Origin of the sequence: Klebsiella pasteurii (assembly GCF_018139045.1) — a bacterium.
Lineage (GTDB): Bacteria > Pseudomonadota > Gammaproteobacteria > Enterobacterales > Enterobacteriaceae > Klebsiella > Klebsiella grimontii.
In genome coordinates this window covers 3,818,222-3,843,472 of the sequence record NZ_CP073236.1, presented here as the reverse complement: position 1 = coordinate 3,843,472, position 25,251 = coordinate 3,818,222, and the positions used below count along the sequence as shown (strand labels likewise).

24 protein-coding genes, 1 tRNA gene and 2 pseudogenes are annotated in these 25,251 nt (G+C 52.0%); 18 read left to right on the top strand and 9 right to left on the bottom strand.

The genetic code is table 11. From position 1 onward, the window contains the following. Window positions 1-24: 24 nt before the first annotated feature. Window positions 25-111, bottom strand: a pseudogene (locus KCG39_RS18065) (DUF3237 domain-containing protein); the annotation flags it as partial. Window positions 112-168: 57 nt separating this feature from the next. On the opposite strand from KCG39_RS18065, the gene KCG39_RS18060 reads away from it, so the two are divergent. The 3 genes from KCG39_RS18060 to KCG39_RS18050 all read left to right on the top strand — a co-directional run bounded on the left by KCG39_RS18060 (window position 169) and on the right by KCG39_RS18050 (window position 3,350). Next, window positions 169-774, top strand: a complete 606-nt coding sequence (locus KCG39_RS18060; RefSeq protein ID WP_004126748.1) for a shikimate kinase — start codon at window positions 169-171, stop codon at window positions 772-774. 963 nt (window positions 775-1,737) lie between these two features. Then, window positions 1,738-2,379 carry a hypothetical protein gene (locus KCG39_RS18055; protein ID WP_142468052.1) on the top strand — a complete coding sequence of 214 codons (642 nt, stop codon included), beginning with the start codon at window positions 1,738-1,740 and terminating at the stop codon, window positions 2,377-2,379. Window positions 2,380-2,558: 179 nt separating this feature from the next. Beyond that, a complete protein-coding gene (locus KCG39_RS18050) occupies window positions 2,559-3,350 on the top strand; it encodes a hypothetical protein (RefSeq protein WP_228299421.1) in 792 nt (263 codons plus the stop codon). A 251-nt stretch (window positions 3,351-3,601) separates the two neighbouring features. Here the strand turns inward: KCG39_RS18050 and KCG39_RS18045 are convergent, their stop codons facing one another. The 6 genes and pseudogenes from KCG39_RS18045 to KCG39_RS18025 all read right to left on the bottom strand — a co-directional run bounded on the left by KCG39_RS18045 (window position 3,602) and on the right by KCG39_RS18025 (window position 7,308). Continuing rightward, a complete protein-coding gene (locus KCG39_RS18045) occupies window positions 3,602-5,935 on the bottom strand; it encodes a primase-helicase zinc-binding domain-containing protein (protein WP_142468053.1) in 2,334 nt (777 codons plus the stop codon). Between the two features lie 11 nt (window positions 5,936-5,946). After that, complete coding sequence (locus KCG39_RS18040) at window positions 5,947-6,267, bottom strand: DUF5375 domain-containing protein (RefSeq protein ID WP_032433269.1); 321 nt, start codon at window positions 6,265-6,267, stop codon at window positions 5,947-5,949. After that, window positions 6,264-6,491 (bottom strand): hypothetical protein, encoded by a 228-nt coding sequence (locus tag KCG39_RS18035; protein ID WP_163621176.1) that lies wholly within the window; start codon window positions 6,489-6,491, stop codon window positions 6,264-6,266. Before KCG39_RS18035 ends, KCG39_RS18040 begins: the two co-directional genes overlap by 4 nt. Then, window positions 6,488-6,682, bottom strand: coding sequence for a host cell division inhibitor Icd-like protein (locus tag KCG39_RS27935; RefSeq protein WP_266098451.1), 195 nt, complete (start codon window positions 6,680-6,682; stop codon window positions 6,488-6,490). The genes KCG39_RS18035 and KCG39_RS27935 overlap by 4 nt, the downstream gene beginning before the upstream one ends. Before the next feature lie 24 nt (window positions 6,683-6,706). Continuing rightward, a pseudogene (locus KCG39_RS27930) lies at window positions 6,707-6,925 on the bottom strand (ash family protein); the annotation flags it as partial. 116 nt (window positions 6,926-7,041) lie between these two features. Next, entirely contained in the window at window positions 7,042-7,308 is a 267-nt protein-coding gene (locus KCG39_RS18025) for a helix-turn-helix transcriptional regulator (protein ID WP_004132554.1), read from the bottom strand. 541 nt (window positions 7,309-7,849) lie between these two features. On the opposite strand from KCG39_RS18025, the gene KCG39_RS18020 reads away from it, so the two are divergent. The 5 genes from KCG39_RS18020 (at window position 7,850) to KCG39_RS18000 (ending at window position 11,879) form a co-directional block, all read left to right on the top strand. Then, the gene (locus KCG39_RS18020; protein WP_211811442.1) at window positions 7,850-8,587 is read left to right on the top strand and encodes a glycoprotein 3; all 738 of its coding nucleotides are present in this window, start codon (window positions 7,850-7,852) and stop codon (window positions 8,585-8,587) included. Further along, complete coding sequence (locus tag KCG39_RS18015; protein ID WP_004185270.1) at window positions 8,584-8,829, top strand: ogr/Delta-like zinc finger family protein; 246 nt, start codon at window positions 8,584-8,586, stop codon at window positions 8,827-8,829. Before KCG39_RS18020 ends, KCG39_RS18015 begins: the two co-directional genes overlap by 4 nt. Before the next feature lie 17 nt (window positions 8,830-8,846). Continuing rightward, the gene (locus KCG39_RS18010; protein WP_211811441.1) at window positions 8,847-9,413 is read left to right on the top strand and encodes a phage polarity suppression protein; all 567 of its coding nucleotides are present in this window, start codon (window positions 8,847-8,849) and stop codon (window positions 9,411-9,413) included. 776 nt (window positions 9,414-10,189) lie between these two features. After that, window positions 10,190-11,710, top strand: a complete 1,521-nt coding sequence (locus tag KCG39_RS18005; protein ID WP_142468057.1) for an anti-phage dCTP deaminase — start codon at window positions 10,190-10,192, stop codon at window positions 11,708-11,710. Between the two features lies 1 nt (window position 11,711). Continuing rightward, window positions 11,712-11,879, top strand: coding sequence for a hypothetical protein (locus KCG39_RS18000; protein WP_163621171.1), 168 nt, complete (start codon window positions 11,712-11,714; stop codon window positions 11,877-11,879). A gap of 63 nt (window positions 11,880-11,942) precedes the next feature. On the opposite strand, the gene KCG39_RS17995 is transcribed toward KCG39_RS18000, so the two are convergent. After that, entirely contained in the window at window positions 11,943-13,118 is a 1,176-nt protein-coding gene (locus KCG39_RS17995; RefSeq protein ID WP_049087306.1) for a tyrosine-type recombinase/integrase, read from the bottom strand. Between the two features lie 162 nt (window positions 13,119-13,280). Continuing rightward, window positions 13,281-13,375, bottom strand: a tRNA-Sec gene (locus KCG39_RS17990). Between the two features lie 291 nt (window positions 13,376-13,666). Between KCG39_RS17990 and KCG39_RS17985 the strand changes: the two genes are divergently transcribed. From KCG39_RS17985 to KCG39_RS17940, 10 genes are all read left to right on the top strand, one after another. Continuing rightward, entirely contained in the window at window positions 13,667-15,061 is a 1,395-nt protein-coding gene (locus KCG39_RS17985) for a glycoside-pentoside-hexuronide family transporter (protein ID WP_004126747.1), read from the top strand. Between the two features lie 13 nt (window positions 15,062-15,074). Continuing rightward, window positions 15,075-17,393 carry an alpha-xylosidase gene (yicI, locus tag KCG39_RS17980; RefSeq protein ID WP_142468059.1) on the top strand — a complete coding sequence of 773 codons (2,319 nt, stop codon included), beginning with the start codon at window positions 15,075-15,077 and terminating at the stop codon, window positions 17,391-17,393. Window positions 17,394-18,188: 795 nt separating this feature from the next. Beyond that, on the top strand, window positions 18,189-19,760 hold the full coding sequence (locus KCG39_RS17975; protein WP_142468060.1) for a BglG family transcription antiterminator: 1,572 nt from the start codon (window positions 18,189-18,191) through the stop codon (window positions 19,758-19,760). Window positions 19,761-19,770: 10 nt separating this feature from the next. After that, window positions 19,771-20,241, top strand: a complete 471-nt coding sequence (locus tag KCG39_RS17970) for a PTS sugar transporter subunit IIA (RefSeq protein ID WP_142468061.1) — start codon at window positions 19,771-19,773, stop codon at window positions 20,239-20,241. A 21-nt stretch (window positions 20,242-20,262) separates the two neighbouring features. Next, entirely contained in the window at window positions 20,263-20,577 is a 315-nt protein-coding gene (locus KCG39_RS17965; RefSeq protein WP_087828387.1) for a PTS fructose transporter subunit IIB, read from the top strand. A gap of 23 nt (window positions 20,578-20,600) precedes the next feature. Continuing rightward, a complete protein-coding gene (locus KCG39_RS17960) occupies window positions 20,601-21,692 on the top strand; it encodes a PTS fructose transporter subunit IIC (protein ID WP_004126739.1) in 1,092 nt (363 codons plus the stop codon). Between the two features lie 11 nt (window positions 21,693-21,703). Then, the gene (locus tag KCG39_RS17955; RefSeq protein ID WP_004126737.1) at window positions 21,704-22,555 is read left to right on the top strand and encodes a class II fructose-bisphosphate aldolase; all 852 of its coding nucleotides are present in this window, start codon (window positions 21,704-21,706) and stop codon (window positions 22,553-22,555) included. An 80-nt stretch (window positions 22,556-22,635) separates the two neighbouring features. After that, on the top strand, window positions 22,636-23,496 hold the full coding sequence (locus KCG39_RS17950; RefSeq protein ID WP_211811440.1) for a ketose-bisphosphate aldolase: 861 nt from the start codon (window positions 22,636-22,638) through the stop codon (window positions 23,494-23,496). A 50-nt stretch (window positions 23,497-23,546) separates the two neighbouring features. Beyond that, window positions 23,547-24,479 carry an ROK family protein gene (locus tag KCG39_RS17945; protein WP_123828643.1) on the top strand — a complete coding sequence of 311 codons (933 nt, stop codon included), beginning with the start codon at window positions 23,547-23,549 and terminating at the stop codon, window positions 24,477-24,479. Further along, window positions 24,460-25,134 (top strand): D-lyxose/D-mannose family sugar isomerase, encoded by a 675-nt coding sequence (locus KCG39_RS17940; protein ID WP_049113012.1) that lies wholly within the window; start codon window positions 24,460-24,462, stop codon window positions 25,132-25,134. The genes KCG39_RS17945 and KCG39_RS17940 overlap by 20 nt, the downstream gene beginning before the upstream one ends. Window positions 25,135-25,251: the final 117 nt, after the last annotated feature.

Genomic DNA, 25,251 nt, shown 5'->3' with positions numbered 1-25,251 from the left:
ACAGTTATATTGAAAAAGTGAAAATCAGCGGACGCGATAAAAATCGAGCATCACGCCGTGCTGCGTGCGGCCACCGGAACAGATAAACAGCGAGGTGGTTATCCAGCACAGTGTTCTTTGCCATATTCTGATGAAATGACATTTTTACAAGGATGCGGGAAATCAAAGATGAATACGCTGTTTCTGATTGGCCCTGGCGGGGTGGGAAAAAGCACGGTTGGAGCGCTGCTGGCGCAGGCGATGAGCTACCGGCTTATCGATCTCGATAGCGAATTTTGCGAGCAGGTTTTAAATATTCGCCAATATATTCAGCGCGATGGATACGAGTGCTATGTGCGTGAGAACGCCGCGCTATGCTCTCGCCTGCTGGCGGAGAATCCGCATGAAAAACGAGTGGTGGTGCTCTCCTCGGGATTTCTTGCCACCGATGTCTGCCCGGAGATCGTTGCCAGCAACCGACTGCTTGTGCGGCAGGCCGGGTATTCCATACTGCTACTGCCGTCAGAGGATATTGATATCGCAACGCGCATCGTGGTCGCGCGCCAGCTGATGCGCGGCTTTGGTCTGGTCAGAGAAAAAGAAGAGATGAAGTTCCGCCAGCGCTTTAGGGAGTATTGTACGTTAGACGATTGCCGGGTGGTTTCGTCTGAGGAGCCGGAGAGGGTGGCGGAACGGGTGCGGGAGAAGGTGGCTGCGGAACAGCGGAAACAAAAAAGCCTGGAGGCGATGCGTGAGCTGAGTGAACTATCACAGAAGCTGGGGCTGTATAACTAAACGCCATGCAACGCAGCCCTGTGGGAATTACACAGGCCCAAAGATAATCCCGGATCGCGTAGGCCGGGCAAGGCGCCGCCCGGCAGAAAGGCGCGAAAAACACATAAAAAATGAAATATATCAGTTGCTTAATTTATAGCGCAATTTAGACGTTACTTAATGCTCTGCCTACACTTTGGGAGGATTGATGAAGTTGCAGTAATACGGCCTGATGTCAGGGATGCAAAATCTGCATAGAAAACAAAATCAACTCGTTGAAGGAATAGCTGGATACCGTGGCAGCGGAAGAAGGGGGGAATTTTACGAGCTGGTTTAAAGAACTGGCGAGAAGCGCGCTAAAAGCGAAAGGTATTGAACCGAAAGGCTGATTTTCTGGATAAGTTCACATGGATAAAAATGATTGAACTGGCGGAAGATCACAGGAGTAATATTGTTGTCGTATCTTATTGTTTTTATTTTATTTTATAAATATAAAATTATTTTTTATACATATACTTATACGCATTTGCTTGACTGACAAGCTATCTTATAGATAAAGCACCAGTGACCGTTCTTATCAAAAAACTTTTTTTTAGAAAAAACTGTTCACACTGTTCACTCCGTATTTTTATCTTTATTATTCATATGTTTAAGTGGTGAATAGTTGGTGAACAGTGAACACTTTACTGTTCACCTCCACAGGTTATAGGTACAAGCGCTATAGTCTGCTTTGAGCGAGGAACGGACATATCCTCCTATGTTGGTGTTGCGGTATATGAATCAACACGGATCAGAACGGCTCAAAAACGTGGTCGCGTGTCGCGTTCATTCGGATGGTACTTGGTATAGCCCCTTTGTTGATTTAAAGTCGATACTTACATAAGGTAAAATGGAATGTATTGTATTCTTGATGATTGATCGACGCCTAAGCGCTGCCCACGTTAGGCTTCCAAAATGACAGACTTGATTCTCATCGGAGGGGACATGAAAAAAGATTCTAAACGCGGTTCCGCATTGATAAGTGCTATCAAATCAGAATCAGTCGTCGATCTCAGCAAGGAGTACGCTGAGTATGGACTGGATATGTTGATTGACTCAGATGTTCTAAAAGATATTCCTTTTATTAATACTGCCGTTGGGGTATTTAGTGCAGTAGGTTCTGCAAGAGACTATATCTTCACCGAAAAACTCATTCGCTTCTTGACTACATTTTCTGATCTTTCAAAATCTGAGCGAGTAGCTATGGTCGATAAGTTGAATGAGGACGATAAATTTAGCGGGAAGGCTGGCGCAAGAATAATCGAAATAATAGACCGCATTGAGAGTGAAGATAAGCCAGAGTTGGCAGCAAAGTTTTTTAAGGCATTCGCCAGTGAGGAGATTAATTTTTCTGAGTTTCGTCGTGTGCTTGTCGCATTAGAACGTATTCCTGCGTTTGACATTCCTGCATTGGCTGCGTTTTCGATGTGTGATATTTCTGAATCCGTAAGAATGGAACAATCTCTTCTGCTTGCATTTGTTAATGCGGGACTTGGACAAAATAATGGCGGCCTCGATGGTGGTGCAATACTACCAACAGAACTTTGTGAAATATTCGTAAGAGCCGGAAAATTAAAATCAGACTAATTACTTACCTAACAAATATTATGCGTAACAACGGGAAACAGGGTATTCTCATTGTAGTTTTTCATCAAGTCAGTTTCTTTCACTAGACCGTCCAAAGAACATCGACAGATATGAGTGAAAACCGGACTTTGCAATAGTTCTCACAACTGTTTAAATTATTAAAAAATCGGGAGGTAAGCATGGTAATGCCTTTGAAACTTGACAATTCTTTCTTTAATAAAATTGATCCATTTTCACCTCCATTGGAAATTTGGGAAGAAAGGGAGCCAACAGCAGAAGAAACCGCGGAGGTATTATCGAGAGGAGAGTGGAGACCATGTTACCAAATAAAGGTAAAAATAGATTCAATATTAAATTCTGCATATGATGCTGCAAAGTTAATTGCAGGGAACAAAGATGAGAATAGGATTAATCATCATGTTATTAGTTATCTTGAAAAAAACATGGAATATAAAAAATGGCGTGACGGCATGCCTTACCCAACACCTAAACAACTAATTGATTATCAAGAAAATTACCCCCCCAAAGATTTGGAAGTTATAAATTCTTTGATTTCAAAGCATGGCATGATGATTCCAGAAGGTCAGACGCTATTTCACGGAGGAATATGGCCTCTAGACGAGATGGGATGTCAGGTGAAGTCATTTCTGACAAATCGCGTGTTATCAACATCGTTTTGCCCGAAAGTCGCTTTAAATAATGGAGATTGGAGGGGTAAGGCATATGATGCTGGTCGAATCGATCTTATGGTAATCACTATAAAAAATATAGATAAGAGAGCATTTGTGTTTTCACTAGACGAGGGATCTCATAGTCATGAGATGGAAGTGCTTTTTGAACGAGGTGTACAGTTGAATCTTGTTAGTAGTTCAACGGTGAATCTGCACTTTAAAACGTGCAAATCGACAAGTGCATCGGATATTGACTGTAAATTTATCGCCGCTAATGTTCTTCAAATTGAAATGATATAGTGACTCTATTGTCGTTAGTTTGGATTGTGTTAGCTCCTTGGTTTGAACGTCTGCTTTGGCACTGAGCAGCCTGATCACGTTTAAGGGTAAAAAGTTTTTTCTGGAAAAACTGTTCACACTGTTCACTCGGGGTTTTTGTTGTTTAATTTCATTGTGTTATCTGGTGAATACTCGGTGAACAGTGAACACTTTACTGTTCACTCTGGCCGGTGTGCAGGTAAAAAAAGACCGGCAATGCCGGTCCGGATAGGTTATGTAGCGGTGGGGTCGTCGCACTTCGGCAGCCAGTCGGCGTTGCTTTCCTCCCTGAGGGCGAGATTGGTCTGCATCCCCTGATTTGTGCGGCGCTTCTCGTAATTCAGACCGTACTCTTTGAGCATGGCTGAGAGCCCCTTGCCGAACATGGTCAGGCTGAGCGCATTCCTGTAGCCGTGGGCCTCCATGTACACCAGATAGGCATGATACAGGTACAGGCGCGGCTGGCGCGGGATAATGTTGGCGTTCCCCATATACATCCCGTCCGGCTCCGGCAGCGCCTCCAGATAGCCGCAAAAATCAAACGTCGGGTCAGCATCGCGCTTGATGCTCAGCGCCTCGTCGGAGTTCTGCTGCGACTGGAGCAGCGTGCGGGCACTCATCGGGTCGCTGAACTGCTGCATCAGCTGGCGCACGATGACGGCCAGCTCGCGAGCGATTTTATCCCTGAGCTGCGGGTCGCGCTCCTCCGGGGCTATCTGCTCCGGGAAATGAATAATAACCCGGCGACGTGACACGCCGCCGCTGCGGTCGGTGAAGCGCATCGGGTTATTGTTGACCGCTAGGATCACCGCCGGAATGTGCGTCGAGTACGGGTTCTGGTATTTCGGGTCGACCGACACCGCATCGCCGCCGGTGATGGCCTTGAGCCCCGCACCGTCACCACTCCATTTCTCCTGGTCAGGCAGGCGTATCAGTGAGAAACCAATCAGGGAGGCGCGCTTGCGCGGGTCTTCCAGCGTGTCTATATCCGCCGACGTGGCGTTATCCTCTCCGGCCAGCATCGTGGCGATTTCGGCCAGAATACTTTTCCCGCTGCCGCCGGGGCCGGTGACTTCGAGAAAGAGCTGCCAGTCGTAGCGGTTCGCCAGCACCATAAACAGTGCGGCCAGAATCACGTTACGTTTTGTCGGGTTGCCACTGGCCGCCCGGTCGAGCCAGCGCCAGAAGTTCGGCGCGTGGGTTTCCAGCGTTTCGCTCTCCACCGGCGGGGTAAAATCGACATCACAGAGCGTGCGCAGCCAGTGTGATTTGCTGTGCGGGCTGAATATACCTGAGCTGGTATCGAGCACCCCGTTGCGAAAACCAATCAGACGGCGTGCCGGTGCATCCTGCTGCGGGATAATCAGTTTCAGGGTCTCCACCACCGACGCAATTCTCCCTGATGAGAACGGGGCGCGCAGCCGCTGGAACAGTCCGGCCACGTCGCGGGCAAAATCAGACGGCGTTATCACCTTCCAGATGCCGTTTTCATAGCGGGACAGAAGCTGGCCGTTGGCATCCACGGCCAGCGCTTCGCCGTAATGCTCATGCACCCGCATTGCCTTATCGCTGGCGCTCATGGCGGTAAATTCCGCCTCGCTCATGGTGTCGAAGGGGCTTTGTGCCGCTGGCCGGATGGCGGCATAAATGGCTTTCCGCGTGGCGTCTTCGCCTCTGAGCATCACCGCATCATTCCAGTCACCAAATACCGGCGGCAGGGCGAGAACGCCCTCACAGGCCTGAGCGGCTGCGGTGGCTTTGTTCTGTCCATCGCCGTTCAGGTCACGGTCGGCGGCGAGGATAATCTGACAGGCCGGGTGTTTCTGACGGGCCAGGCTCGCCAGAGAAGAAAGGTTCACGGACGACAGCGCCACCATGACGGTTTCCCCGGTCAGGTGATGCACGGTAAGGGCCGTTGCATAGCCCTCCGCTATCCACAGGCGTTTTCCTGCCTGTTTTTTCCCTTCGATAGTGTGGCTCGCTCCTTTTACCGCGCCGCCCTTCAGGGTGCGTTTGAGACCCTCAGCATTAATAAGCTGGAGGTTAACCAGCGCGCCGGACTCGTCATACAGCGGTACAACTAAATCACCGGCGCGGTAGGCCACGCCGCCGGTTTTGTGCGACGTGGTCAGCGTCAGACATTCCCGGGCGGGAAAGCCCTTGCGGGTCAGGTAGGCGTTGCCGGTGGCCGGGCGGGTTTTCTCCAGCAGTCTGACGGCCAGCGCAATGGCCGCTTTGCGGTCGGCTTCCGTTCCGGCCTCTGCGGCTGCTGTCACCTCCGGGGCCACCGGCGGCATATTGCCGGTGACGGCGTTCACCTTCCGGGCAGCTTCGGGAGCCGATATGCCGAACACCTTCTCAACCAGTTTCAGGCCGTCACCGGCGCCGCACTGGTTACAGAACCATGTGCCGCGCCCCTCTTTATCGTCAAAGCGGAACCGGTCAGCACCGCCACACACCGGGCAGGCCTGATGGCGGTTTTTTATCACTTTCATGCCCAGCGCCGGGAGAATGCGCGGCCAGTGGCCGCACGCCTGTTTTACGGTGTCCGTTACGTTCATTTTCATGGTTTTCTCCCTCAGTGCAGTACAGGCGATGTCAGATGGCGGGCGCAGAGCTCATCCATCACGGCGAGCCCGAGGAAGGACAGCGCCGGGGCGGCTTTCAGCGGCCCGGCCTGCATCAAATCTTCCAGCAGCGCACAGGCAATCAGACGGCCTTTTTCCTCGCCGTGCTGGCGCAGGTAGAAGCCCTCCAGCTCGGCGGCGATGGCACTTTCCAGCGCGTCAAGGGTGAGGTGAGGATAGCGGTGCTGACGTTCGCACAGGGTCAGCCAGGCACAGGCGACAGCGCGGCGATAGAGCGCGGCACGCAATACGGGCGGTAATGGCGTTTTCATACGTTGCCCTCCCCGGTGAACCAGCGGTGGTTGCAGCGCTCGACCACGCCGTCGAGCTGGGCGGTCATGAGGTAAATCACGGAAGTGAGCTGTAACTGCTGAGTCGGGTCACGACGCAGGGAAGTACAGTCCTGCACCTGCATCAGCTCGCCGACGAACTGGCCGACGTTACGCAGGTGCTCCAGGCATTCGAGGTCACGGGCAGTAATCGTGGAGTGTTTCATGCGCGCACCTCCGCCACCGGCAGACGACCGGCAAACGAGAGGACGTAATCGCGAACGAGGGAAAGGCGTGCGGCGTGCTCGTCACCGGCAACGGTGCGGAGCATACAGATACGGGGCTGACAGTCTGCACGACGAACGGCGGCAAACACAAAGACAAACTGCGGGTGTGACGGGGTGAGGATAGTAGCCATGATGGCAGCCTCCATTGAGTAGCGGTTATTGCCACCACCGGAGTTCCTACACTCATGGGTGGTGACCCGGACGGGGGTAGGAATACCGGCCTCAATGGGTACCGGCCAGCCCGAAAGCTGCCCCGCCCGGACCACCATTATCTTGCCGGAGCTGCGGTGTGTGCGTAAACACCACAGCCCGAAAAATGGGTGTGCCTGAGCAACGACGTAAAAAAAGACGCATGGCGCGTCTGGTGTCGCCATTGAGTAACTCGGGTTCCTACGCCCGGCTGCCGATTTTGCGACAGCGATAAAACTATACCTGGAAACGGCGAAAGGAAGCAAGCCAGAAAAAGGGGCTTTTTGCGGAACGGGCATCATCATGCGTCATAGCCCCGGTTGCGTTCGGCGATGCGGTCGGCCATCCATCCGGTGATTTCCGACTGCGCCCACGCCACGTTTTTTCCGCCGAGCGAGATTTGTTTCGGGAAAGCCTCCCGGCTGATGAGGTCGTAAATCGTGGAGCGGGACAGGCCGCACAGATGCATCACTTCAGGCAGGCGAATAAAGCGCTCCTGAACGGCATCAGAAACCGGCATCAGAGGCGCGGCAGGGGCAGAAGACGGGGAAGAAAAAGCGGTGTGCATCGGGCTACCTCATAAAGTCCATACAGTGCCGGTCGTGTCCGTCCGGCCTCGGGTAGCTCTCTATTTTGTGAATATTTTCCCCGAGGGCAACAAGTCATTTTGTAGTGGCCCACCACACAACAGAGCGATTTTTAGACAGTGGCAAACGCTGGCCATCTTTTGGTAAACGTTGGCAAACTGGTGGCCCATTCCTGATTACTTTTATTTATATATTCTTCATTTTTAATCGCAAAAAAGACTAAATGAGCAGGGTTTCGTCAAAACAGAAAGGTGAACAGTAGTGAACAGTCGGTGAACACTTCTGACCTCAACTGTTCACCACTTAACTTACTGTATTACTTATTCTTTTATTTAAAGTGAACAGTAGTGAACAGTTATATGTAAAAAAATAAACGGTGAGTATGCTTTTCCTGAGACCTTTCTCTGGCAAGCCGGGTTTTGACGTCCTGTTTGTGCCAGAACTGCCACAACCGCAACAGGTCGTGTTGTTGTGTGTGCCCCGGCAGAATCACCTCATGTTGAAATCACGAGGAAACCTGCCATGACCGACACCCCCTTTATCCCTGATTACCTGAAACCGGCGCTGGAGCGACTGGCCGCAGCCCGAGAAGCCCATCTTGAACAGGCCCGCCGGATGGAGGACACCCTGACGGCCATTACCCGCGCGGAGGAGCAGAAAGCGGCGCTGGAGCAGGACAACGGCAGCGACACCCGCACATGGCGCGCTGCTTTCCGTGCCGGGGGTGCCATGCTGACCGATGAGCTGAAAAGCGGCCATATCGAGCGAGTGGCCCGCCGGGAGCTGGCGCAGGAATGCCACAACCTGACCGAAGTGCTGGCCTTTGAACGTGACCAGCTGAAAGCCACCTGCAACAGCACCGCGCGGGCATTCCGCCAGGCGCATCATGCTGTGCTGAGTAAATACGCTGAGGAAGAGCTTAACCGCGCGCTGAATGACACCCTCGGGCCACTGGTCCGGGCGATGGTGCTGAAAGCAGAGGTGATGGAAAATCCGCTGGCCAACACCACCGGCCATCAGGGGTACACCGAGCCGGAGAAAGAGGTCATGCATCAGGTGGTGACCTTCCTGACCAGGAAAGTGAGCGCCTTCTCCGTCACGCCAGCCGATGAGCCGGTGCTCTCCCTGACCGGCTTCCCGGCCGTCGCGCTTGCGCATATGGACCACGACGCCGCCAGCACGCCCGGCGAGCGTAAGGTCTGGCAGGAGAAAATGCGTCAGCGCGAGGCTGACCTGAAAGCGCGGGGGCTGCTGCCATGATGCACTGTCCGTTCTGCAAAAAGTCGGCGCATGCCCGCACCTCCCGCTATCTGTCGGAGAACGTCAAACAGCGCTATCACCAGTGCACCAATATTGAGTGCTCGGCGACGTTCCGCACCACTGAAGCCATCGACGAGGTTATCCGGCCCCCGGCGGAGAAAGCGCCGCCTGTCGCGGAGCCGGTCACACCCCCGGCACCCCGTAAAGTGCAGGGCTGCTACAGCTCGCCATACCGTCATTAATCAGGGGAGAACTGACCATGACCACCCTCACGCTACAGCAGGCCTTTGAAGCCTGTCAGAAGAACGAAACCGCCTGGCTGAACCATAAAGCCGAACTGGCGGCCGCAGAGCAGGAATACCGGGAACAGGTGCTGGCCGGGGATGACCGTATACCGGGCAGAATGCAGAAATTACGCGACATTATCGATGTCAAAAAATGGGAGATAAATCAGGCCGCCGGGCGCTATATCCGCTCCCATGAAGCGGTACAGCGCATCAGTATCCGCAACCGGCTGAATGACTTTATGCAGGCACACGGGACAGAGCTGGCCGCCACGCTTGCGCCGGAGCTGATGGGACTCAGTCAGCAGCCCGCACTCCTGACCGGCCATGCGCTTGACCGTTCGGCGCATTACCTGCGCGAAGCCCTGTCCGTGTGGCTGAGTACCGGTGAAGAAATTAATTATTCGGCAGAAGACAGCGATATTTTAACGGCCATCGGATTCAGGCCTGACGCGGCTTCACGGGTGGATAATCAGGAAAAATACACCCCCGCACAGAGCCTGATTTATGCCCGCCAGCGCACGGAACTGGCCAGTAAGTAGCTCCGCAAGAAATCCCCGAAAATATCGCTATTTTTCCCGAATTAAGCCATGCATCCACAGGGTGCATGGTTTTGCATGCGCTTTCCCGTCCCGTCACTCCCTTCGCAGCCCTGTCCCGGCGCGGCCTGAGCCCCCTGATGCACCTGCATGAAAACCGCCCCACGAAGCGGGCAGGCGAGGCGGGGAAAGCACTGCGCGCCAGCGGTAAAGTATTTATTTAATGATATTTAATTTGGCGGCCTGAGCGCGTCGCTGCGCTGCGCGGGTTCGCGGGAGTGTCAGTGGGTAGCGCCGTGCTGTTCGGGAGTGTGACGAGCCTCTGAGGAGATCAGGTGAGGGATAAGAAAGCGCCACCGGAAGGGAGGTAAATCAGTCATTTTATAATGTGGGGGAGTACCTCCTCGACATAAGAAACGTGCAGGCGTGAGAGAGGAAAGTATTATTAGAAGAGTCTGTTTAGTGATTTTGAAATGATGATCTTGGCGATGGTTTCACTTTAACTTCGAAGGTATATAAAAAAAATGCATAAACCCCGTTAGTTTGTAATGGTGGTTGGTATATGCAAGAGGAGCATATAGTCTTTACATATCTTAAAGGTGAAAATTAAAATACAATTATATATCACTTGCTCACCTTTTAATTGTTTAAAATCAGTGTGTTACCAAGCATGACTTAAAGAAAAACATGATGTGATTCAAATAATTTAATCAAACAATAGAAAATATGCTAAGAATTATTTATAAAAATGTTTTATCTCATGGGGGAGGCGGCTTCATATGAAAATCACAAAAATAACAGAATTGATTAAAGAGGCTCCTCAGGTTTTGAAAGGCTCTGAAGATGATAAGTTTTCTACGAAACCTTTAGAAGAAATGGTAATTGGGTTAGTTTGCTCTGTTGGTACAGACCTGGAAGCGATCACAAAAAAAATAAGAGATAGATTGTCCTTATATCAATTTGAATGTTCTGAGGTCCGGATTTCATCGGATGTGATCGCTCAGCTTTCTGGTTTTGGGCATTACATAGATAACTATCAAAGAATTGATGATTTAATGACCAAGGGGAATAAGCTAAGAGAAGATAGTGAATGTAATTATGTGTTAGCCCTCGGAGCAATAACTAAAATTAATGAAATAAGGGCAAGGAATGAATGTTTAAAGATAAAGAAAAAAGGGGTTGCGTATATTATTAATTCAATCAAGCATCCTGAAGAAGTTTATAAATTTAGAGAGGTCTATGGCTCTGGATTTTTACTTTTCGGAATTTTTTCAGATGAAAATCGTAGATTGGATAATTTGACTCGTAATAAAGGAATTCCAGAGGATAAAGCAAGTTTATTGATTGCCAGGGATGAGGATGAGGAATCTGGACATGGGCAGCATACCAGAGATACATTCCACTTAGCCGATTTCTTCTTAAACCAAGATGGAAGAGATGATAAGCTTAATAATGATATAAAAAGAGTCTTTGACTTGCTCTTCGGTAATCCTTTTATTACTCCAACGTTTGATGAATATGCAATGTATATGGCTTTTTCTTCAGCTTTGAGGTCTGCCGACTTATCTAGACAAGTTGGAGCTGTATTAGCTAAAAACTACGCTATTATGTCAACTGGGGCTAATGATGTTCCTAAGTTTGGTGGGGGGTTATATTGGCCATACTTTAATACAGAAAACGAAAGTTACGAGGATTATTCAGATGGAAGGGACTATGTAAGAGGTTTTGATTCAAATGCAAAACAAAAAAAAGAAATTATGGATGATATTCTTAAGCAAATAAATGGAAAATCGCGTGATAAATTAGAAAGAATCCTCAAGAACAGCCTTATTCAAGATATCACGGAATATGGTCGTGTAGTCCATGCAGAAATGGAAGCGATTTTGGCATGTGCCAGAACAAATATTAGCACTCAAGATGCTTATATATATTGCACAACTTTTCCATGCCACAATTGTGCTAAGCATATTATAGCTTCGGGAATTAAAAGGGTGGTTTACATAGAGCCATACCCCAAAAGTAAGGCTTATGAATTTCATTCAGAGTCAATAACTAATGATGAGAGAGAACATGAAAAGGTGCTTTTCGAACCGTTTATTGGAATAGGGCCTAGAGTTTATTTTAATCTATTTTCCATTGTTAATGGGAGTGGAAATAAAATTAAAAGGAAAGATAGTTATGGGAATGTTATGAAATGGAGCGAGTCTAATGCAACATTGAGAACATTAATGTTACCTATTTCTTACTTGGAAAGAGAACAGATTTCTGTTAATTTGTTCGCAAGGATCATAGGAGTTTAACATGTCTATCGAAAATAATTTTATTAAACATATAGTTGCAACAAAAGAAAGAATTAACGAATGGCCAGAGTGGAAAAAAAACCTCTTGGGAGGTGATGATTTATCTTCCAAGTCAATTAAGGTTTTAAATAATCTTGCTATACAACAAGATAAAAAGAATAAAAAGTAATAAATAAAGAATAAAAAAGAGTCTCGAAAGAGGCTCTTTTTGTTTTATAAATTAGAGTGTGGGTTAATTGTTCATTCTAAATATAAAATCACTGTACCATTGAAGCATAGAGCGTCTTTTTTCTAAATATTGTGCGTGATTATATGTTCCGCGAATAGAATTTTTATCTACATGCGCTAACTGCATCTCAATCCACGCACTATCAAATCCATTTTCATGCAATATTGTTGACATGGTATGCCGAAACCCATGGCCAGTTGCCCGCCCTTTATAGCCAAGTAGTTCAATGACTTGTGTCACACTTTCTTTCGAGATTGGCTTGCTGCGATTGTTCCTTCCAATAAAAATGTAAGGGTAATGGCCAGTGATGGGCTTGAGTTGCTTAAAGAGTTCAATCACTTGGGTAGATAAAGGTACGACATGCGGCCTGCGCATTTTCATCCGTTCTGCTGGAATTTCCCAAATTGCCTTTTCTAAATCAATTTCATCCCACGTAGAAAAGCGCATTTCCTGCGTTCTTACACCAGTTAACATGACTATCTTAGTCGCATTTTTAGTGATGATGCTGCCGGTATAGGCTTCAAGATCTCTGATAAAATGGGGCAATTCTTCAGCGGATAAGAAAGGATGATGTTTTTGCTTCGGTATGGCCAATGCGATAGCTAGATCAGGTGCAGGGTTATACTCAGCACGGCCAGTAATAATCGCGTATCTAAATACCTCTCCGCACCGCTGGCGTACTTTACGTGTTTTCTCCAGTGCTCCACGTTTCTCTATTCGTCGCAGCACTTCAAGTAATTCTAACGGTTTGATCTCACCGACAGGACGTTTGCCGATGAACGGGAAAACATCTTGCTCGAAGGTCTTAATGATTTCGTCGCGGTATGCCACTGTCCAGCGGTCAGCTTTGTTTGCATGCCATTCGCGGCTTATGGCTTCGAATGAGTTTTCTGTTGAAAGCTGCTGTGCCAGTTTTTGCGCTTTCCGTTCCTCAACTGGATCAATGCCATTAGCAACTTGCTTGCGGGCGACCTCGCGCTTTTCACGAGCTTCAGCGAGGCTTATCAAGTCGTAGCTGCCAAATGACATTAACCGCGCTTTTCCAGCGAGGCGAAAACGGAACCGCCAGCCCTTCGAACCATCGGGATTGATAAGCAATGACAGGCCTTGCCCATCGTTCAATGTGTAGGGTTTGTCTTGGGGCTTTGCTCGTTTGATTTGTATGTCTGTCAGTGCCATGTGTATAAGCCAAAAATGTGTATAAAAAACCTATACACATCACTATACATATTTTTCATGGATTCAGGGAGAACTTGTCGGACGATTACGGATGAACGATTAACTATGTGTATTGAAAATAAAGGGATTTTTAGACTTTCTCGGATAGCGGCGGAGCAATTTTGGCGGAAGATCACAGGAGTTGAACCTGCCCGGGACCGCTGGCGGCCCCAACTGGATTTGAAGTCCAGCCACCTCACCGGAGATGACGATCTTCCGCGCCTCGATTGCTACATGGAGGCGGGGCGCATTATAGCTACTTTCCTGCATTAACCACATACCCAAACGCACTTTTTTACTGTTAAAACTGGACTTTACAGAACCTTCTTAAACAATTCCTTGCAAAATCCGTGGCTTACACTTTTAAACACTCTTTCAGGCTACCGGGATCACATAAAACAAGAAACGTAATTTGAATATGAGATATCGCAATTCATCTTACTGCGCGGATGGTTTACAAAGCATGTAACCGGTACCAACCCGCGGCAGCGCTGAGAGAAGAGTGTGCGATGAAAGATCATATTTTGTCCGTCAAAGAGAAGATTGGCTACGGCATGGGCGATGCCGCAAGCCACATCATTTTTGATAACGTCATGTTGTATATGATGTTTTTCTATACCGATATTTTTGGTATTCCTGCCGGCTATGTCGGCACCATGTTCCTGCTGGCCCGCGCGCTGGATGCGATATCCGACCCCTGCATGGGGCTGCTGGCCGACCGTACCCGCAGTCGCTGGGGGAAATTCCGCCCGTGGATCCTGTTCGGCGCGATTCCGTTCGGCCTCGTCTGCGTACTGGCCTACAGCTCGCCGGACCTGAGTCATAACGGCAAGCTGATTTACGCCGCGGTCACCTACACGCTGCTGACCCTGCTCTACACCGTTGTTAACATCCCGTACTGCGCGCTGGGCGGGGTTATCACCGACAACCCAACGCAGCGCATCTCCCTGCAGTCCTGGCGCTTTGTGCTGGCGACGGCGGGCGGCATGCTCTCCACCGTGCTGATGATGCCGCTGGTGAACTTTATCGGTGGCGAAGACAAAGCCTTTGGTTTCCAGGGCGGCATCGCGGTGCTCTCGGCGATCGCGTTCCTGATGCTGGCGTTTTGCTTCTTCACCACCAAAGAGCGCGTCGAAGCGCCGCCGAGCTCAACCTCAATGCGGGAAGACCTGCGCGATATCTGGCGCAACGATCAGTGGCGTGTCGTTGGTCTGCTGACCATCCTCAACATCCTCGCGGTCTGCGTTCGCGGCGGCGCGATGATGTACTACACCACCTGGATCATGGGATCTGCGGGTCTGTTCACCGCCTTTCTCACCACCTACTGCGTCGGCAACCTGATTGGCTCGGCGCTGGCGAAGCCGCTCACCGACTGGAAATGCAAAGTCAGCGTCTTCTGGTGGACCAATGCTCTGCTTGCGGCGCTGAGCGTGGCAATGTTCTTCGTGCCGATGGACGCCGAAATCACCATGTTCGCCTTTATCTTCGTGATTGGCGTGCTGCACCAGCTGGTGACGCCGATTCAGTGGGTGATGATGTCCGACACCGTCGACTACGGCGAATGGTGTAACGGCAAACGCCTGACCGGCATCAGCTTTGCGGGCACCCTGTTCGTGCTCAAGCTGGGCCTGGCGCTGGGCGGCGCGCTGATTGGCTGGATGCTGGCAGGCGGCGGTTACGATGCTGCGGCCAAAACCCAGAACAGCGCCACTATCACCATCATTATCTCATTATTTACCCTCGCTCCGGCGGTCTGCTATCTGCTGAGCGCGGTCATTGCTAAACGCTACTACACCCTGAAAACGCCGTTCCTGAAAAAGATGATGACGGAGCTGGCTCAGGGGGCACGGCGCAACGAACACGACTTCACTTCAGCGCCGATCGGCAAAGAATGGCAAAACTAAAAGGAAGATATTGATGAAAATCAGTGATGGAAACTGGCTTGTCCAACCCGGACTCAATCTGATCCAACCCGTACAAGTATACGAGGTTGAGCAACAGGGTAACGACATGGTGGTCTATGTCGCGTCGCGCGAAGTGCGCGAGCGCGCCGCCCAACTGGACGTTCCGCTCTTTACCGTGCGCTTCTTCTCTCCGCAGGAAGGGGTGATCGGCGTACGCATGGAGCACTTTCAGGGCGCGCTGAACAACGGCCCGCATTATCCGCTGAACGTTGTAAAAGATGTGAAGGTGGAGATTCACAACGGCGCTGAATTTGCCGAGCTGAAGAGCGGCAATTTGACCGCACGCGTCACGAAAGGCGACTTCTGGTCGTTGGATTTCCTGCGCGACGGCGTGCGGATTACCGGTAGCCAGCTGAAAAACGACGGCTACGTGCAGGATACGAAAACCAACCGCAACTATATGTTCGAGCGCCTGGATCTCGGCGTCGGCGACACCGTTTACGGCCTCGGCGAGCGCTTTACCGCGCTGGTGCGCAACGGTCAGACGGTCGACACCTGGAACGAAGACGGCGGCACCAGCACCGAACAGTCGTACAAAAATATCCCGTTCTATCTGACTAACCGCGGCTACGGCGTGCTGGTTAATCATCCGGAGCGCGTCTCTTTCGAAATCGGCTCCGAGAAAGTCTCTAAGGTGCAGTTCAGCGTCGAAGGTGAATACCTGGAGTACTTCGTGATCGATGGCCCGACCCCGAAAGAGGTGCTGAACCGCTATACCCGGTTTACCGGGCGTCCGGCGCTGCCGCCGGCCTGGTCTTTTGGCCTGTGGCTGACCACCTCGTTCACGACCAACTACGATGAAGCGACGGTTAACCGCTTTATCGACGGCATGGCGGAGCGCAACCTGCCGCTGCACGTGTTCCACTTTGACTGCTTCTGGATGAAGGCTTTCCAGTGGTGCGATTTTGAATGGGATCCGGTGACCTTCCCGGACCCGGAAGGCATGATTAAGCGCCTGAAAGAGAAAGGGCTGAAGGTCTGCGTGTGGATTAACCCCTATATCGGCCAGCGTTCGCCGGTGTTTAAAGAGCTGCAGGAGAAAGGCTATCTGCTGAAACGCCCGGACGGTTCGCTGTGGCAGTGGGATAAATGGCAGCCGGGCCTGGCGATTTATGACTTCACTAATCCGCAAGCCTGCCAGTGGTATGCCGACAAGCTGAAAGACCTGGTAGCGATGGGCGTTGACTGCTTCAAGACCGACTTCGGCGAGCGTATCCCGACCGACGTGCAGTGGTTTGATGGTTCCGATCCGCAAAAAATGCACAACTACTACGCCTTCATCTATAACGAGCTGGTGTGGAACGTGCTGAAAGAGACCGTCGGCGAGAAAGAAGCGGTGCTGTTCGCGCGCTCCGCCTCGGTGGGCGCGCAGCAGTTCCCGGTGCACTGGGGCGGCGACTGCTACGCCAACTATGAATCGATGGCGGAAAGCCTGCGCGGCGGCCTGTCGATCGGCATGTCCGGCTTTGGGTTCTGGAGCCACGATATCGGCGGCTTCGAAAACACCGCGCCCGCCCACGTCTACAAGCGCTGGTGCGCCTTCGGCCTGCTGTCGAGCCACAGCCGGCTGCACGGCAGCAAATCCTATCGCGTGCCGTGGGCCTACGATGACGAGTCCTGCGACGTGGTGCGCCACTTCACGCAGCTGAAATGCCGCATGATGCCGTATCTGTACCGGCAGGCGGCGCTGGCCAATGAGTTCGGTACGCCGATGCTGCGTTCGATGATGCTGGAGTTCCCGCACGACCCGGCCTGCGACTATCTGGATCGGCAGTACATGCTGGGGGATTCGGTGCTGGTGGCGCCGGTGTTTAGCGAAGCGGGAGACGTGCAGTTCTGGCTGCCGGAAGGCCGCTGGACTCATCTGTGGCGTAATGATGAAGCACAGGGTAGCCGCTGGCATAAGCAGAATCACGATGTGCTGAGCCTGCCGGTGTACGTGCGTGATAACACTCTGCTGGCATTGGGTAACAATGACCAGAAGCCAGACTACGCGTGGAACGAAGGTACCGCCTTCCAGCTGTTTAGCCTCGACGATGGTCGCGAAGCCGTCTGCCAGGTGCCAGCCGCGGACGGGTCGGTGGTCTTTACCCTGACGGCAAAACGCCAGGGCAATGTCATCACCGTCAGCGGTGACGGCGAGGCCGGCGGCTGGACGCTATGCCTGCGCAATATCCAGCACGTTGCCGGCGTGCAGGGCGGCGCGCAGGCGGGTAGCGAGCTGGGCGTGGTGGTGACCGCGCAGGACAATGCGTTGACGATTACGCTGTAAGCGCTTTGTAGCCGGACAGGCGCATCAGGCGCCGCCTCCGGGGTTAGAGGCGCAATGCAGCCTCCGCTTTTCCCCGGCTCGCGCTACGCTTAGCCGGGCTACAGGCACCCCATCGGCTGCGGGCCAGTAGCCCGGACAAGGCGCGTCAAGCGCCGCCTCCGGGGAAACAACGCGCAATGCAGCCTCCGCTTTTCCCCGGCTCGCGCTACGCTTAGCCGGGCTACAGGCTCCCCATCGTCTGCGGGCCAGTAGCCCGGACAAGGCGCGTCAAGCGCCGCCTCCGGGGAAACAACGCGCAATCTAACCTCCGCTTTTCCCCGGCTCGCGCAGCGCTTAGCGGGTTTACAGGCTCCCCATCGTCTGCACGCCGGTAGCCCGGACAAGGCGCGTCAAGCGCCGCCTCCGGGGAAACAACGCGCAATCTAACCTCCGCTTTTCCCCGGCTCGCGCAGCGCTTAGCGGGTTTACAGGCTCCCCATCGTCTGCACGCCGGTAGCCCGGACAAGGCGCATCAAGCACCGGCTCCGGGAATGCTGTCAGGCTAAAGGCGGTCCGGATATATTCTTATGATGAATTGAGATCGCTATCACGTATATTTCTTCCTGAAATGTGATCTGAATTATAATTATTCCCTAATCCCTTTCTTCGTTTTATTTCTGTCCGGATGTCTGGACAAAATTTAGTATTGTTGTTTACGCCTCAGCTACTTATATTTATCCTCAATGATTTATGTAGCGCTCGCGTGGTATCGCGCTGGCCTCCAGGCATTAATCTGGTATGCAAAAAGGGTAAATAATGCAAATGATTACCTCACGACAGAACAGATTATTGAAATTTCTCCTGCCCCGCAGAGAATACGTTACGCTGATGAAAATTGCTGAATATTTAAATGTTTCAGAAAAAACGGTTCAGCGTGATTTACGCTTTTTAGAACAGTGGTTATCTGAGTGGAAAATGACTATCGATAAACGCTCAGGTACCGGCGTGATGCTGATCGCTGATAATGTCGCGGACCTGCTGCAATTAGACCAATTACTCGGTAACGAGGGGGAGGACAGCGATGTCATGATGAATAACTCCCGGCGCGTGAAAATTGCTTCGCAGCTGTTAAGTGAGACGCCGCGGGAGACATCAATAAATAAGCTCTCTGAGCGTTATTTTATCAGTAGCGCTTCTATCGTTAATGACCTGAAAATTATTGAATCATGGATTGCTCCGCTCGGCTTAGCGCTGATTCGTAGCCAGAGCGGGACGCATATTGAAGGTAGCGAAAACAGCGTCCGTCAGGCGATGGCGTCATTAATTAATGGGGTGATTAATCATAATGAGCCCGGTTGTATTATCCATTCCCGACTGGACTCAGGAAGCTATAAAGCGCTGGTGCATTATTTTGGTGAGGATGACGTTTTATTTGTTCAGTCATTATTACAGGAAATGGAGCGCAAGCTGTGCTGGTCATTAGGCGAACCGTATTATGTGAATATTTTTACCCATATCCTGATTATGATGTATCGCATTACCCGTGGGAATGCCTTACCGCGGCGTGAACAGGGGCAGCAGATTTTTGATGAGACGATATTTAGCGTTGCCCAGAATATGCTGCGAAAAATTGAACACCGTATTGATCATTCGCTGCCGGAAGATGAAGTCTGGTTTATTTATCAGTACATCATCTCATCTGGCGTTGTGGTGGAAGAGCGTGATGACGTCAGTATGGCGCGCTATATGCATTCTAGCGATGAGGCCCGACAAATTACCGATCGCCTGATTAGCGCTTTTTCCACCATGATTGATCTCGATTTAACCGCCGATCGCGTGTTATACGATGGTCTGCTCATTCATATTAAGCCGCTCATTAATCGCCTAAATTTTCGGATTTATATTCGTAACCCTCTGCTGGAGGATATCAAGGGCGAGCTGACGGACGTGTGGCCGCTCACCCAACGGGCGGTCAATCAGGTTTTTAGCTGCTGGGGCGAGCATGCGGTTTCCGACGACGAGATTGGCTATCTCACCGTTCATTTCCAGGCGGCGATGGAAAGACAGGTCGCCAGCAAGCGCGTTCTGCTGGTTTGTTCTACCGGAATCGGCACATCTCACCTGTTGAAAAGTAGAGTGTTGAGAGCGTTTCCTGACTGGACCATCGTCGGCGTAGTTTCGGCAAGCAGTCTGCATACCCTTCAACCGCAGGACAAGATTGAACTGGTTATTTCGACGATTAATCTGCCAGAAATAGCTTTGCCGGTAGTCTATGTTAGCGCTTTTTTTAATGATGCCGATATCCGACGGGTTACGGAAAAAATCGTTACCGACAAATTACATCGTGCGGCAATATCTGCTGTAGATAATGAAGTTTTATATCCATGAGGTAAAGAATATGGACATAACCAGTATTTTAAACACCAAACGCGTTTTGTTAGATATGCACGCTACGAATAAAGCGGAAGCCATCGAGGAGTTAACCGACTTATTACAAAAAGATGGGGCGATAAGCTGTCGTGAAACCTTTATTCAGGATGTCTGGCAGCGTGAGTCGGAAGGCTCAACGGGGTTTGAAAATCATATTGCGATCCCGCATGGAAAGTCTTCCGCCGTTGTTAATACTACCCTTGCCATTGGCCGCACCCGGCAGGATATCGCCTGGGAAACGCTGGACGGCAGCCAGGTACGCTGCATTATTTTATTTGCCGTTCGTCTGGAAGATCAAAATACCACCCATATTCGCCTGTTGTCCCAGGTCGCTGGAGCGCTGGCGGATGATGACATTATTGAACAACTGCTCAAAGAAACCAGTCCGCAGAGGATTATTGATCTGTTTAACCAATATGCCGAGTCGGACATTTACTAACAATAACTAGCGGAGTCCGAGATGAATATTGTCTGTGTTGCTGCCTGTACCGCAGGTATTGCTCATACTTATATTGCACGTGAGAAGCTGATTAAAGGCGCGAGAGCGCTGGGCCATAATGTCAAAGTCGAAACTCAGGGAACCATTGGAACTGAAAATGAACTGGCGGCGGAAGATATTGACGCTGCGGATGTCGTTATTCTTGCCATTGATGTGAAAATCAAAGGCGAAGAGCGTTTTAAAAATAAACGGATTGTCAGAGTAAAAACGGAAGTCGTGATTAAGTCGCCGATTCAGTTTATCGAAAAGGTCGAAAAATCCTTAGCGAATGCCTGATCCTTAATCTGGAGGGATCTACCATGAGTGAGAATAAAACTCCCGTCTCACAGGAAATTAAGAAGCATCTATTAACCGGTATTTCATGGATGATACCGCTGATCGTCGCCGCCGGGATCTGTATCGCGCTGGGACAAGTCCTTGGCGGGACGAACGTAGGCGAGAAAACCGGCACCATTCCGTGGATGTTAAACCAAATCGGCGGCTGGGGAATGGGGCTGATTGTGCCCTTGATCTGCGCCGCTATCGCTTACTCCATTGCCGATCGTCCTGGATTTGCTCCGGGTTTGATCGTGGGCTTTGTCTGCGGGCAAATTCATACCGGTTTTATTGGCGGCATGCTGGGCGGCTTCCTCGTGGGCTACACGGTACTGGCGCTGAAGCACTATATTCGGCTGCCGAAGTCGATGCAGGGGCTGATGCCGATTATGGTGCTGCCGGTATTAAGTACCATCATTAGCGGTTTGCTGATGATGACCCTGATCGGCAAGCCCATTGCCTGGCTGCAAGAAGCGCTGATTCACCTGCTGGAGTCGATGCAGGGCGGCTCGCGTTTCCTGCTGGGCGCCATCCTTGGCGCCATGGCGACCTTCGACTTTGGCGGCCCGGTGAATAAAACCATGTCGCTGTTTGCCGATGGTCTGCTGGTCAGCGGCGTTTATGGCCCGGAAGCGGTGAAGTTTGTGGGTTCGATCATCCCGCCGTTCGGCATCACCCTCTCGTTCCTGCTGACCCGGCATAAATATACCCGTGCCGAACGCGAAGCTCTGAAGGCCGCGTTCCCGATGGGGATCTGCATGATCACCGAAGGGGTGATCCCCATCGCCGCCCGCGATCTGCTGCGCGTCGTGGGATCCTGCGTGGTGGCGTCAGCGGTGGCCGGTGGCCTGATCATGACCTGGGGCGTGGAGAGTCCGGTGCCGCACGGTGGGATGTTCGTGGTGCCGCTCTTTACGCATCCCCTGCTGTTCTGCCTCTCTCTGGCGATTGGCACCGTGATTTGCGGTGTGATGCTCTCGCTGTGGAAAAAGCCGGTTACCGAGCGTGATGAAGAGTTTGATGAGCTGAACGACCAAAAGGTCAAAGACGACGAAATCACCTTTACCCTCGAATAAACGGAGGCCCTATGTTTGCCGATATGAAAAGTATGGTGATCAAAGCCTGGCGTGAACGGTATGCCCTGCTGGCGATTAACTGCATGAACCTGGAAAGCGCACGCGCGGCGGTGCGCGTGGCGGAAAAACATCGCGCGCCGATTATTCTCAACCTGTATCAGGGTCACCTGTCGCACTTTCCGGCGACCACGGCGGCGGCGGTAGTCAGGGTACTGGCGGAGGAAGCGAGCGTACCCGTGACGTTAAGTCTCGATCACGGTAAAGACCCGATAAAAATACGTCAGGCTTTCCGCGCCGGATTTAGCGGGTTAATGATCGATGCTTCGGCGTTCGCGCTGGCGGAGAACATCCGCCAGACCCGAGAGGTCGTTGAACTGGCCGCCAGCGTCGGGCTGTGCGTGGAGGGCGAACTGGGGCACCTGGCGGATGCGCCGCGCTACGACCAGGCCAGCAATGCCGATTTAATGACTCAGCCGGAGGACGTCCCTCCCTTTATCGAACAGACCGGGATTGACCTGCTGGCGGTCTCCGTGGGAACCGCCCACGGTATGTACGCTCCCGGTGTAAAACCAATGCTCGATTTCGACCGCCTGGCGCAGATACAGCGCGCGTCATCCGTGCCACTGGCGCTGCACGGCGGGAGCGGTACGCCGTTCGAGCAGCTGCAACGTTGCCCGGAATTCGGGGTCGCAAAAATCAACGTTGGGGCGGCGGTATTTGAAGCGGGGAAAGCGGCGCTGCTGCACACCCTGTGCCACGACAGCACCATTGAGCTGGCCGATGCGCTATCGGTGATGGAGCAGGCCAGCGCTGACGCCATCGTTCCCTATTTACGCGCATCCGGCTCAATCAACAAAGCCTGATTAAATCTCAGTAAGGCCTTCCATGCCGGCGCCCGTATGCCCTGGCAGGGCTTACCACACCCTGAAACTGGAGAATAACGATGTTAGTTTCAATGCACGAATTACTTAAACCCACCCGTGAACATGGTTTTGCTATCAGCGCATTTAACGTGGCGGATAGCTGTTTTATTCGCGCCGTGGTGGAAGAGGCGGAAGCGACAAATACGCCGGCGATTATTTCCATTCACCCCAGCGAGCACGATTTTGTTGGCGACGCGTTTTTTAGCTACGTGCGGGATATCACCCAGCGCAGCCGCGTGCCTTTCACCCTGCATCTGGATCATGGTGCATCGGTGGAACATGTTCTGCGCGCCATTCAGTGTGGCTTCACCTCGGTCATGATCGATGGTTCGTTACTGCCTTATGAAGAAAACGTCGCCCTGACCCACGAAGTGGTGCAGCTGGCGCACGCGGTGGGCGTGTCGGTGGAAGGTGAGCTGGGAACCATCGGCCAGACCGGGACTTCCGTGGAAGGCGGCGTGTCAGAAGTCACCTATACCGACCCGGCACAGGCGGAAGATTTCGTCGCCCGTACCGGCGTAGATACGCTGGCGGTAGCGATTGGCACCGCACACGGTATCTATCCGAAGGGGATGCAGCCGGAGCTGCAGATGCACATTCTGCGCGATATCGCCGGGCGTCTGTCGATTCCGCTGGTGCTGCACGGCGGCTCGGCTAATCCGGATGCGGAAATTGCGGAATCCGTTACGCTTGGCGTTGGCAAAATCAATATTTCCAGCGATATGAAATATGCCTATTTCCAGAAAGTGCGCGAAATTCTGACAAAAGAGACATGGTGGGATCCGAATGTCATTTATCCGGAACCGATTGACGCCGCGCGGAAGGTGATTCGCCACAAAATGAAGCTCTTTGGCTCCACCGGCAAGGCCAGCCTGTACTAATCCCCCGGCGGGGCGGGGAAACCTGCCTCGCTATCAATAAGGAGGCCGGTATGAAGTATTTGGGGCTGGATATCGGCGGGAGCAAAATCGCCGCCGTGGTGATGGATGAACAAGGCCATGAATGGAGGCGTTTTCGCGTTGAAACGCGAAAACAGACCCGGCAGCAGTTTATTGCAACGCTGGTGGCGTTAATCACCGCGATTGGTGATGAGCTGGCTCAGCCTTTGGCTATCGGTATCGCCCTGCCGGGAAGTATCTCCCCGCAGACCGGCAAGATCCGCAATGCCAATATTCAGGTCATCAACGGCTGCCGCTTACAGGATGAGCTTGAGCAGCGCCTGGGCCAGCCGGTTGTGCTGGCGAACGATGGCAACTGTTTCGCTTTATCAGAGGCCTGCGATGGCGCAGGTGCCGATTATTCGCTGGTATTTGGCATGACGCTGGGGACCGGATGCGGGGGCGGTATTGCGCTTAATCGCCAGATTTTCTCCGGCGCGTCAGGGATTGCGGCGGAGTGCGGGCATATCACGCTGCCGGGATATCAGGAGGTCAACGATGGGCCGCCCGCGCGCTGTTATTGCGGAAAATATAATTGCGTCGAGTCCTTTATTTCCGGCACCGGGCTGAGCGCGCGCTATCGTTTGCTGACCCGGGAGGCGCTCAGCAGTCAGGCTATTATCGCCCGGGCGCTGGAGGGCGAGCATGCCGCCTGCGAGCAGGTGCTGCGCTTTCGCCAGCAGCTGGCGCGGACGCTGGCGACGGTGGTGAATCTTATCGATCCCGGCGTGATTGTTCTCGGCGGCGGTCTGTCTAACGTGGCGCTGCTGGTGAACGACCTGGCGGCGGATGTTGCCCCGCTGGTGTTTACCGACCATTTCATCACCCCCATCGTGCCTGCCCGACATGGCGACAGTAGCGGTATGCGCGGCGCAGCCTGGCTGGCCGTCCGAAGCGGAGTCGAAAATGAAACGTTCACAGATTAACTACGCGATTGATAAAGCGCACGCTATCGCCGAGTCCTTTCGCATTTGTTTACCCGAGTTTGCCTGCTTTACCGCCGATATCTGGGCGAAAAAGCGGATTGAAGAGTGGCGAGAAGTTCGGGATCTACAGCTTGGCTGGGATATTACCGATTTTGGCAGCGGCCGTTTTCAGGAAACCGGACTGACGCTGTTGACCCTGCGTAATGGCGCGCCGGGCGATTCGCGCTATCCCAAACCCTACGCCGAGAAAATGTTGCAGATTCAGCAAGATCAGCAAACCCCCTGGCATTTTCATTATCACAAAATGGAAGATATTCTGAACCGCGGCGGCGGCCGGCTCTGTCTGCAGCTGGCATGGGCGACAGAGGATGAACGGCTGGATATGCAGCGCAGCGTGAGCGTCGCGGTTGATGGCCGCCAGCGCACGCTGAAACCGACAGAAACCCTGGTTCTTAACCCCGGGCAAGGTGTTTGCTTGCCGCCTACGCTGTACCACCGTTTTTGGGCTGAAAACGCGCTGGTGATGGGCTGGGAAATTTCGATGGTGAATGATGATAAGCGCGATAACCGTTTTCTGGAAGATAGCGGCCGTTTCCCGATGATTCAGGAAGATGAACCGAAAAAATGGTTATTGTGCAGTGAGTACGAGTGCTGAAAAGAGATAGACGTTGCTGAATCCATCACCCTCTTTACCGGAGGGTTTTTTTATTCCATTTTGTCTAAAAAAGTAATGTTCATTTCATTCTGGTGATTAATGCCACAGACGCCAGCG

What these genes read in the sequence shown, in the direction of transcription:
- KCG39_RS18020 (WP_211811442.1), top strand. Translation starts at nt 7,850, where the DNA reads ATGACCGACACCCCCTTTATCCCTGATTACCTGAAACCGGCGCTGGAG.
- KCG39_RS18010 (WP_211811441.1), top strand. Translation starts at nt 8,847, where the DNA reads ATGACCACCCTCACGCTACAGCAGGCCTTTGAAGCCTGTCAGAAGAAC.
- KCG39_RS17965 (WP_087828387.1), top strand. Translation starts at nt 20,263, where the DNA reads ATGAATATTGTCTGTGTTGCTGCCTGTACCGCAGGTATTGCTCATACT.
- KCG39_RS18050 (WP_228299421.1), top strand. Translation starts at nt 2,559, where the DNA reads ATGGTAATGCCTTTGAAACTTGACAATTCTTTCTTTAATAAAATTGAT.
- KCG39_RS17975 (WP_142468060.1), top strand. Translation starts at nt 18,189, where the DNA reads ATGCAAATGATTACCTCACGACAGAACAGATTATTGAAATTTCTCCTG.
- KCG39_RS17940 (WP_049113012.1), top strand. Translation starts at nt 24,460, where the DNA reads ATGAAACGTTCACAGATTAACTACGCGATTGATAAAGCGCACGCTATC.
- KCG39_RS17985 (WP_004126747.1), top strand. Translation starts at nt 13,667, where the DNA reads ATGAAAGATCATATTTTGTCCGTCAAAGAGAAGATTGGCTACGGCATG.
- KCG39_RS18015 (WP_004185270.1), top strand. Translation starts at nt 8,584, where the DNA reads ATGATGCACTGTCCGTTCTGCAAAAAGTCGGCGCATGCCCGCACCTCC.
- yicI (WP_142468059.1), top strand. Translation starts at nt 15,075, where the DNA reads ATGAAAATCAGTGATGGAAACTGGCTTGTCCAACCCGGACTCAATCTG.
- KCG39_RS17960 (WP_004126739.1), top strand. Translation starts at nt 20,601, where the DNA reads ATGAGTGAGAATAAAACTCCCGTCTCACAGGAAATTAAGAAGCATCTA.
- KCG39_RS17945 (WP_123828643.1), top strand. Translation starts at nt 23,547, where the DNA reads ATGAAGTATTTGGGGCTGGATATCGGCGGGAGCAAAATCGCCGCCGTG.
- KCG39_RS18025 (WP_004132554.1), bottom strand. Translation starts at nt 7,308, where the DNA reads ATGCACACCGCTTTTTCTTCCCCGTCTTCTGCCCCTGCCGCGCCTCTG.
- KCG39_RS17955 (WP_004126737.1), top strand. Translation starts at nt 21,704, where the DNA reads ATGTTTGCCGATATGAAAAGTATGGTGATCAAAGCCTGGCGTGAACGG.
- KCG39_RS17970 (WP_142468061.1), top strand. Translation starts at nt 19,771, where the DNA reads ATGGACATAACCAGTATTTTAAACACCAAACGCGTTTTGTTAGATATG.
- KCG39_RS18005 (WP_142468057.1), top strand. Translation starts at nt 10,190, where the DNA reads ATGAAAATCACAAAAATAACAGAATTGATTAAAGAGGCTCCTCAGGTT.
- KCG39_RS18060 (WP_004126748.1), top strand. Translation starts at nt 169, where the DNA reads ATGAATACGCTGTTTCTGATTGGCCCTGGCGGGGTGGGAAAAAGCACG.
- KCG39_RS27935 (WP_266098451.1), bottom strand. Translation starts at nt 6,682, where the DNA reads ATGGCTACTATCCTCACCCCGTCACACCCGCAGTTTGTCTTTGTGTTT.
- KCG39_RS18055 (WP_142468052.1), top strand. Translation starts at nt 1,738, where the DNA reads ATGAAAAAAGATTCTAAACGCGGTTCCGCATTGATAAGTGCTATCAAA.
- KCG39_RS18040 (WP_032433269.1), bottom strand. Translation starts at nt 6,267, where the DNA reads ATGAAAACGCCATTACCGCCCGTATTGCGTGCCGCGCTCTATCGCCGC.
- KCG39_RS18035 (WP_163621176.1), bottom strand. Translation starts at nt 6,491, where the DNA reads ATGAAACACTCCACGATTACTGCCCGTGACCTCGAATGCCTGGAGCAC.
- KCG39_RS17950 (WP_211811440.1), top strand. Translation starts at nt 22,636, where the DNA reads ATGTTAGTTTCAATGCACGAATTACTTAAACCCACCCGTGAACATGGT.
- KCG39_RS18000 (WP_163621171.1), top strand. Translation starts at nt 11,712, where the DNA reads ATGTCTATCGAAAATAATTTTATTAAACATATAGTTGCAACAAAAGAA.
- KCG39_RS18045 (WP_142468053.1), bottom strand. Translation starts at nt 5,935, where the DNA reads ATGAAAATGAACGTAACGGACACCGTAAAACAGGCGTGCGGCCACTGG.
- KCG39_RS17995 (WP_049087306.1), bottom strand. Translation starts at nt 13,118, where the DNA reads ATGGCACTGACAGACATACAAATCAAACGAGCAAAGCCCCAAGACAAA.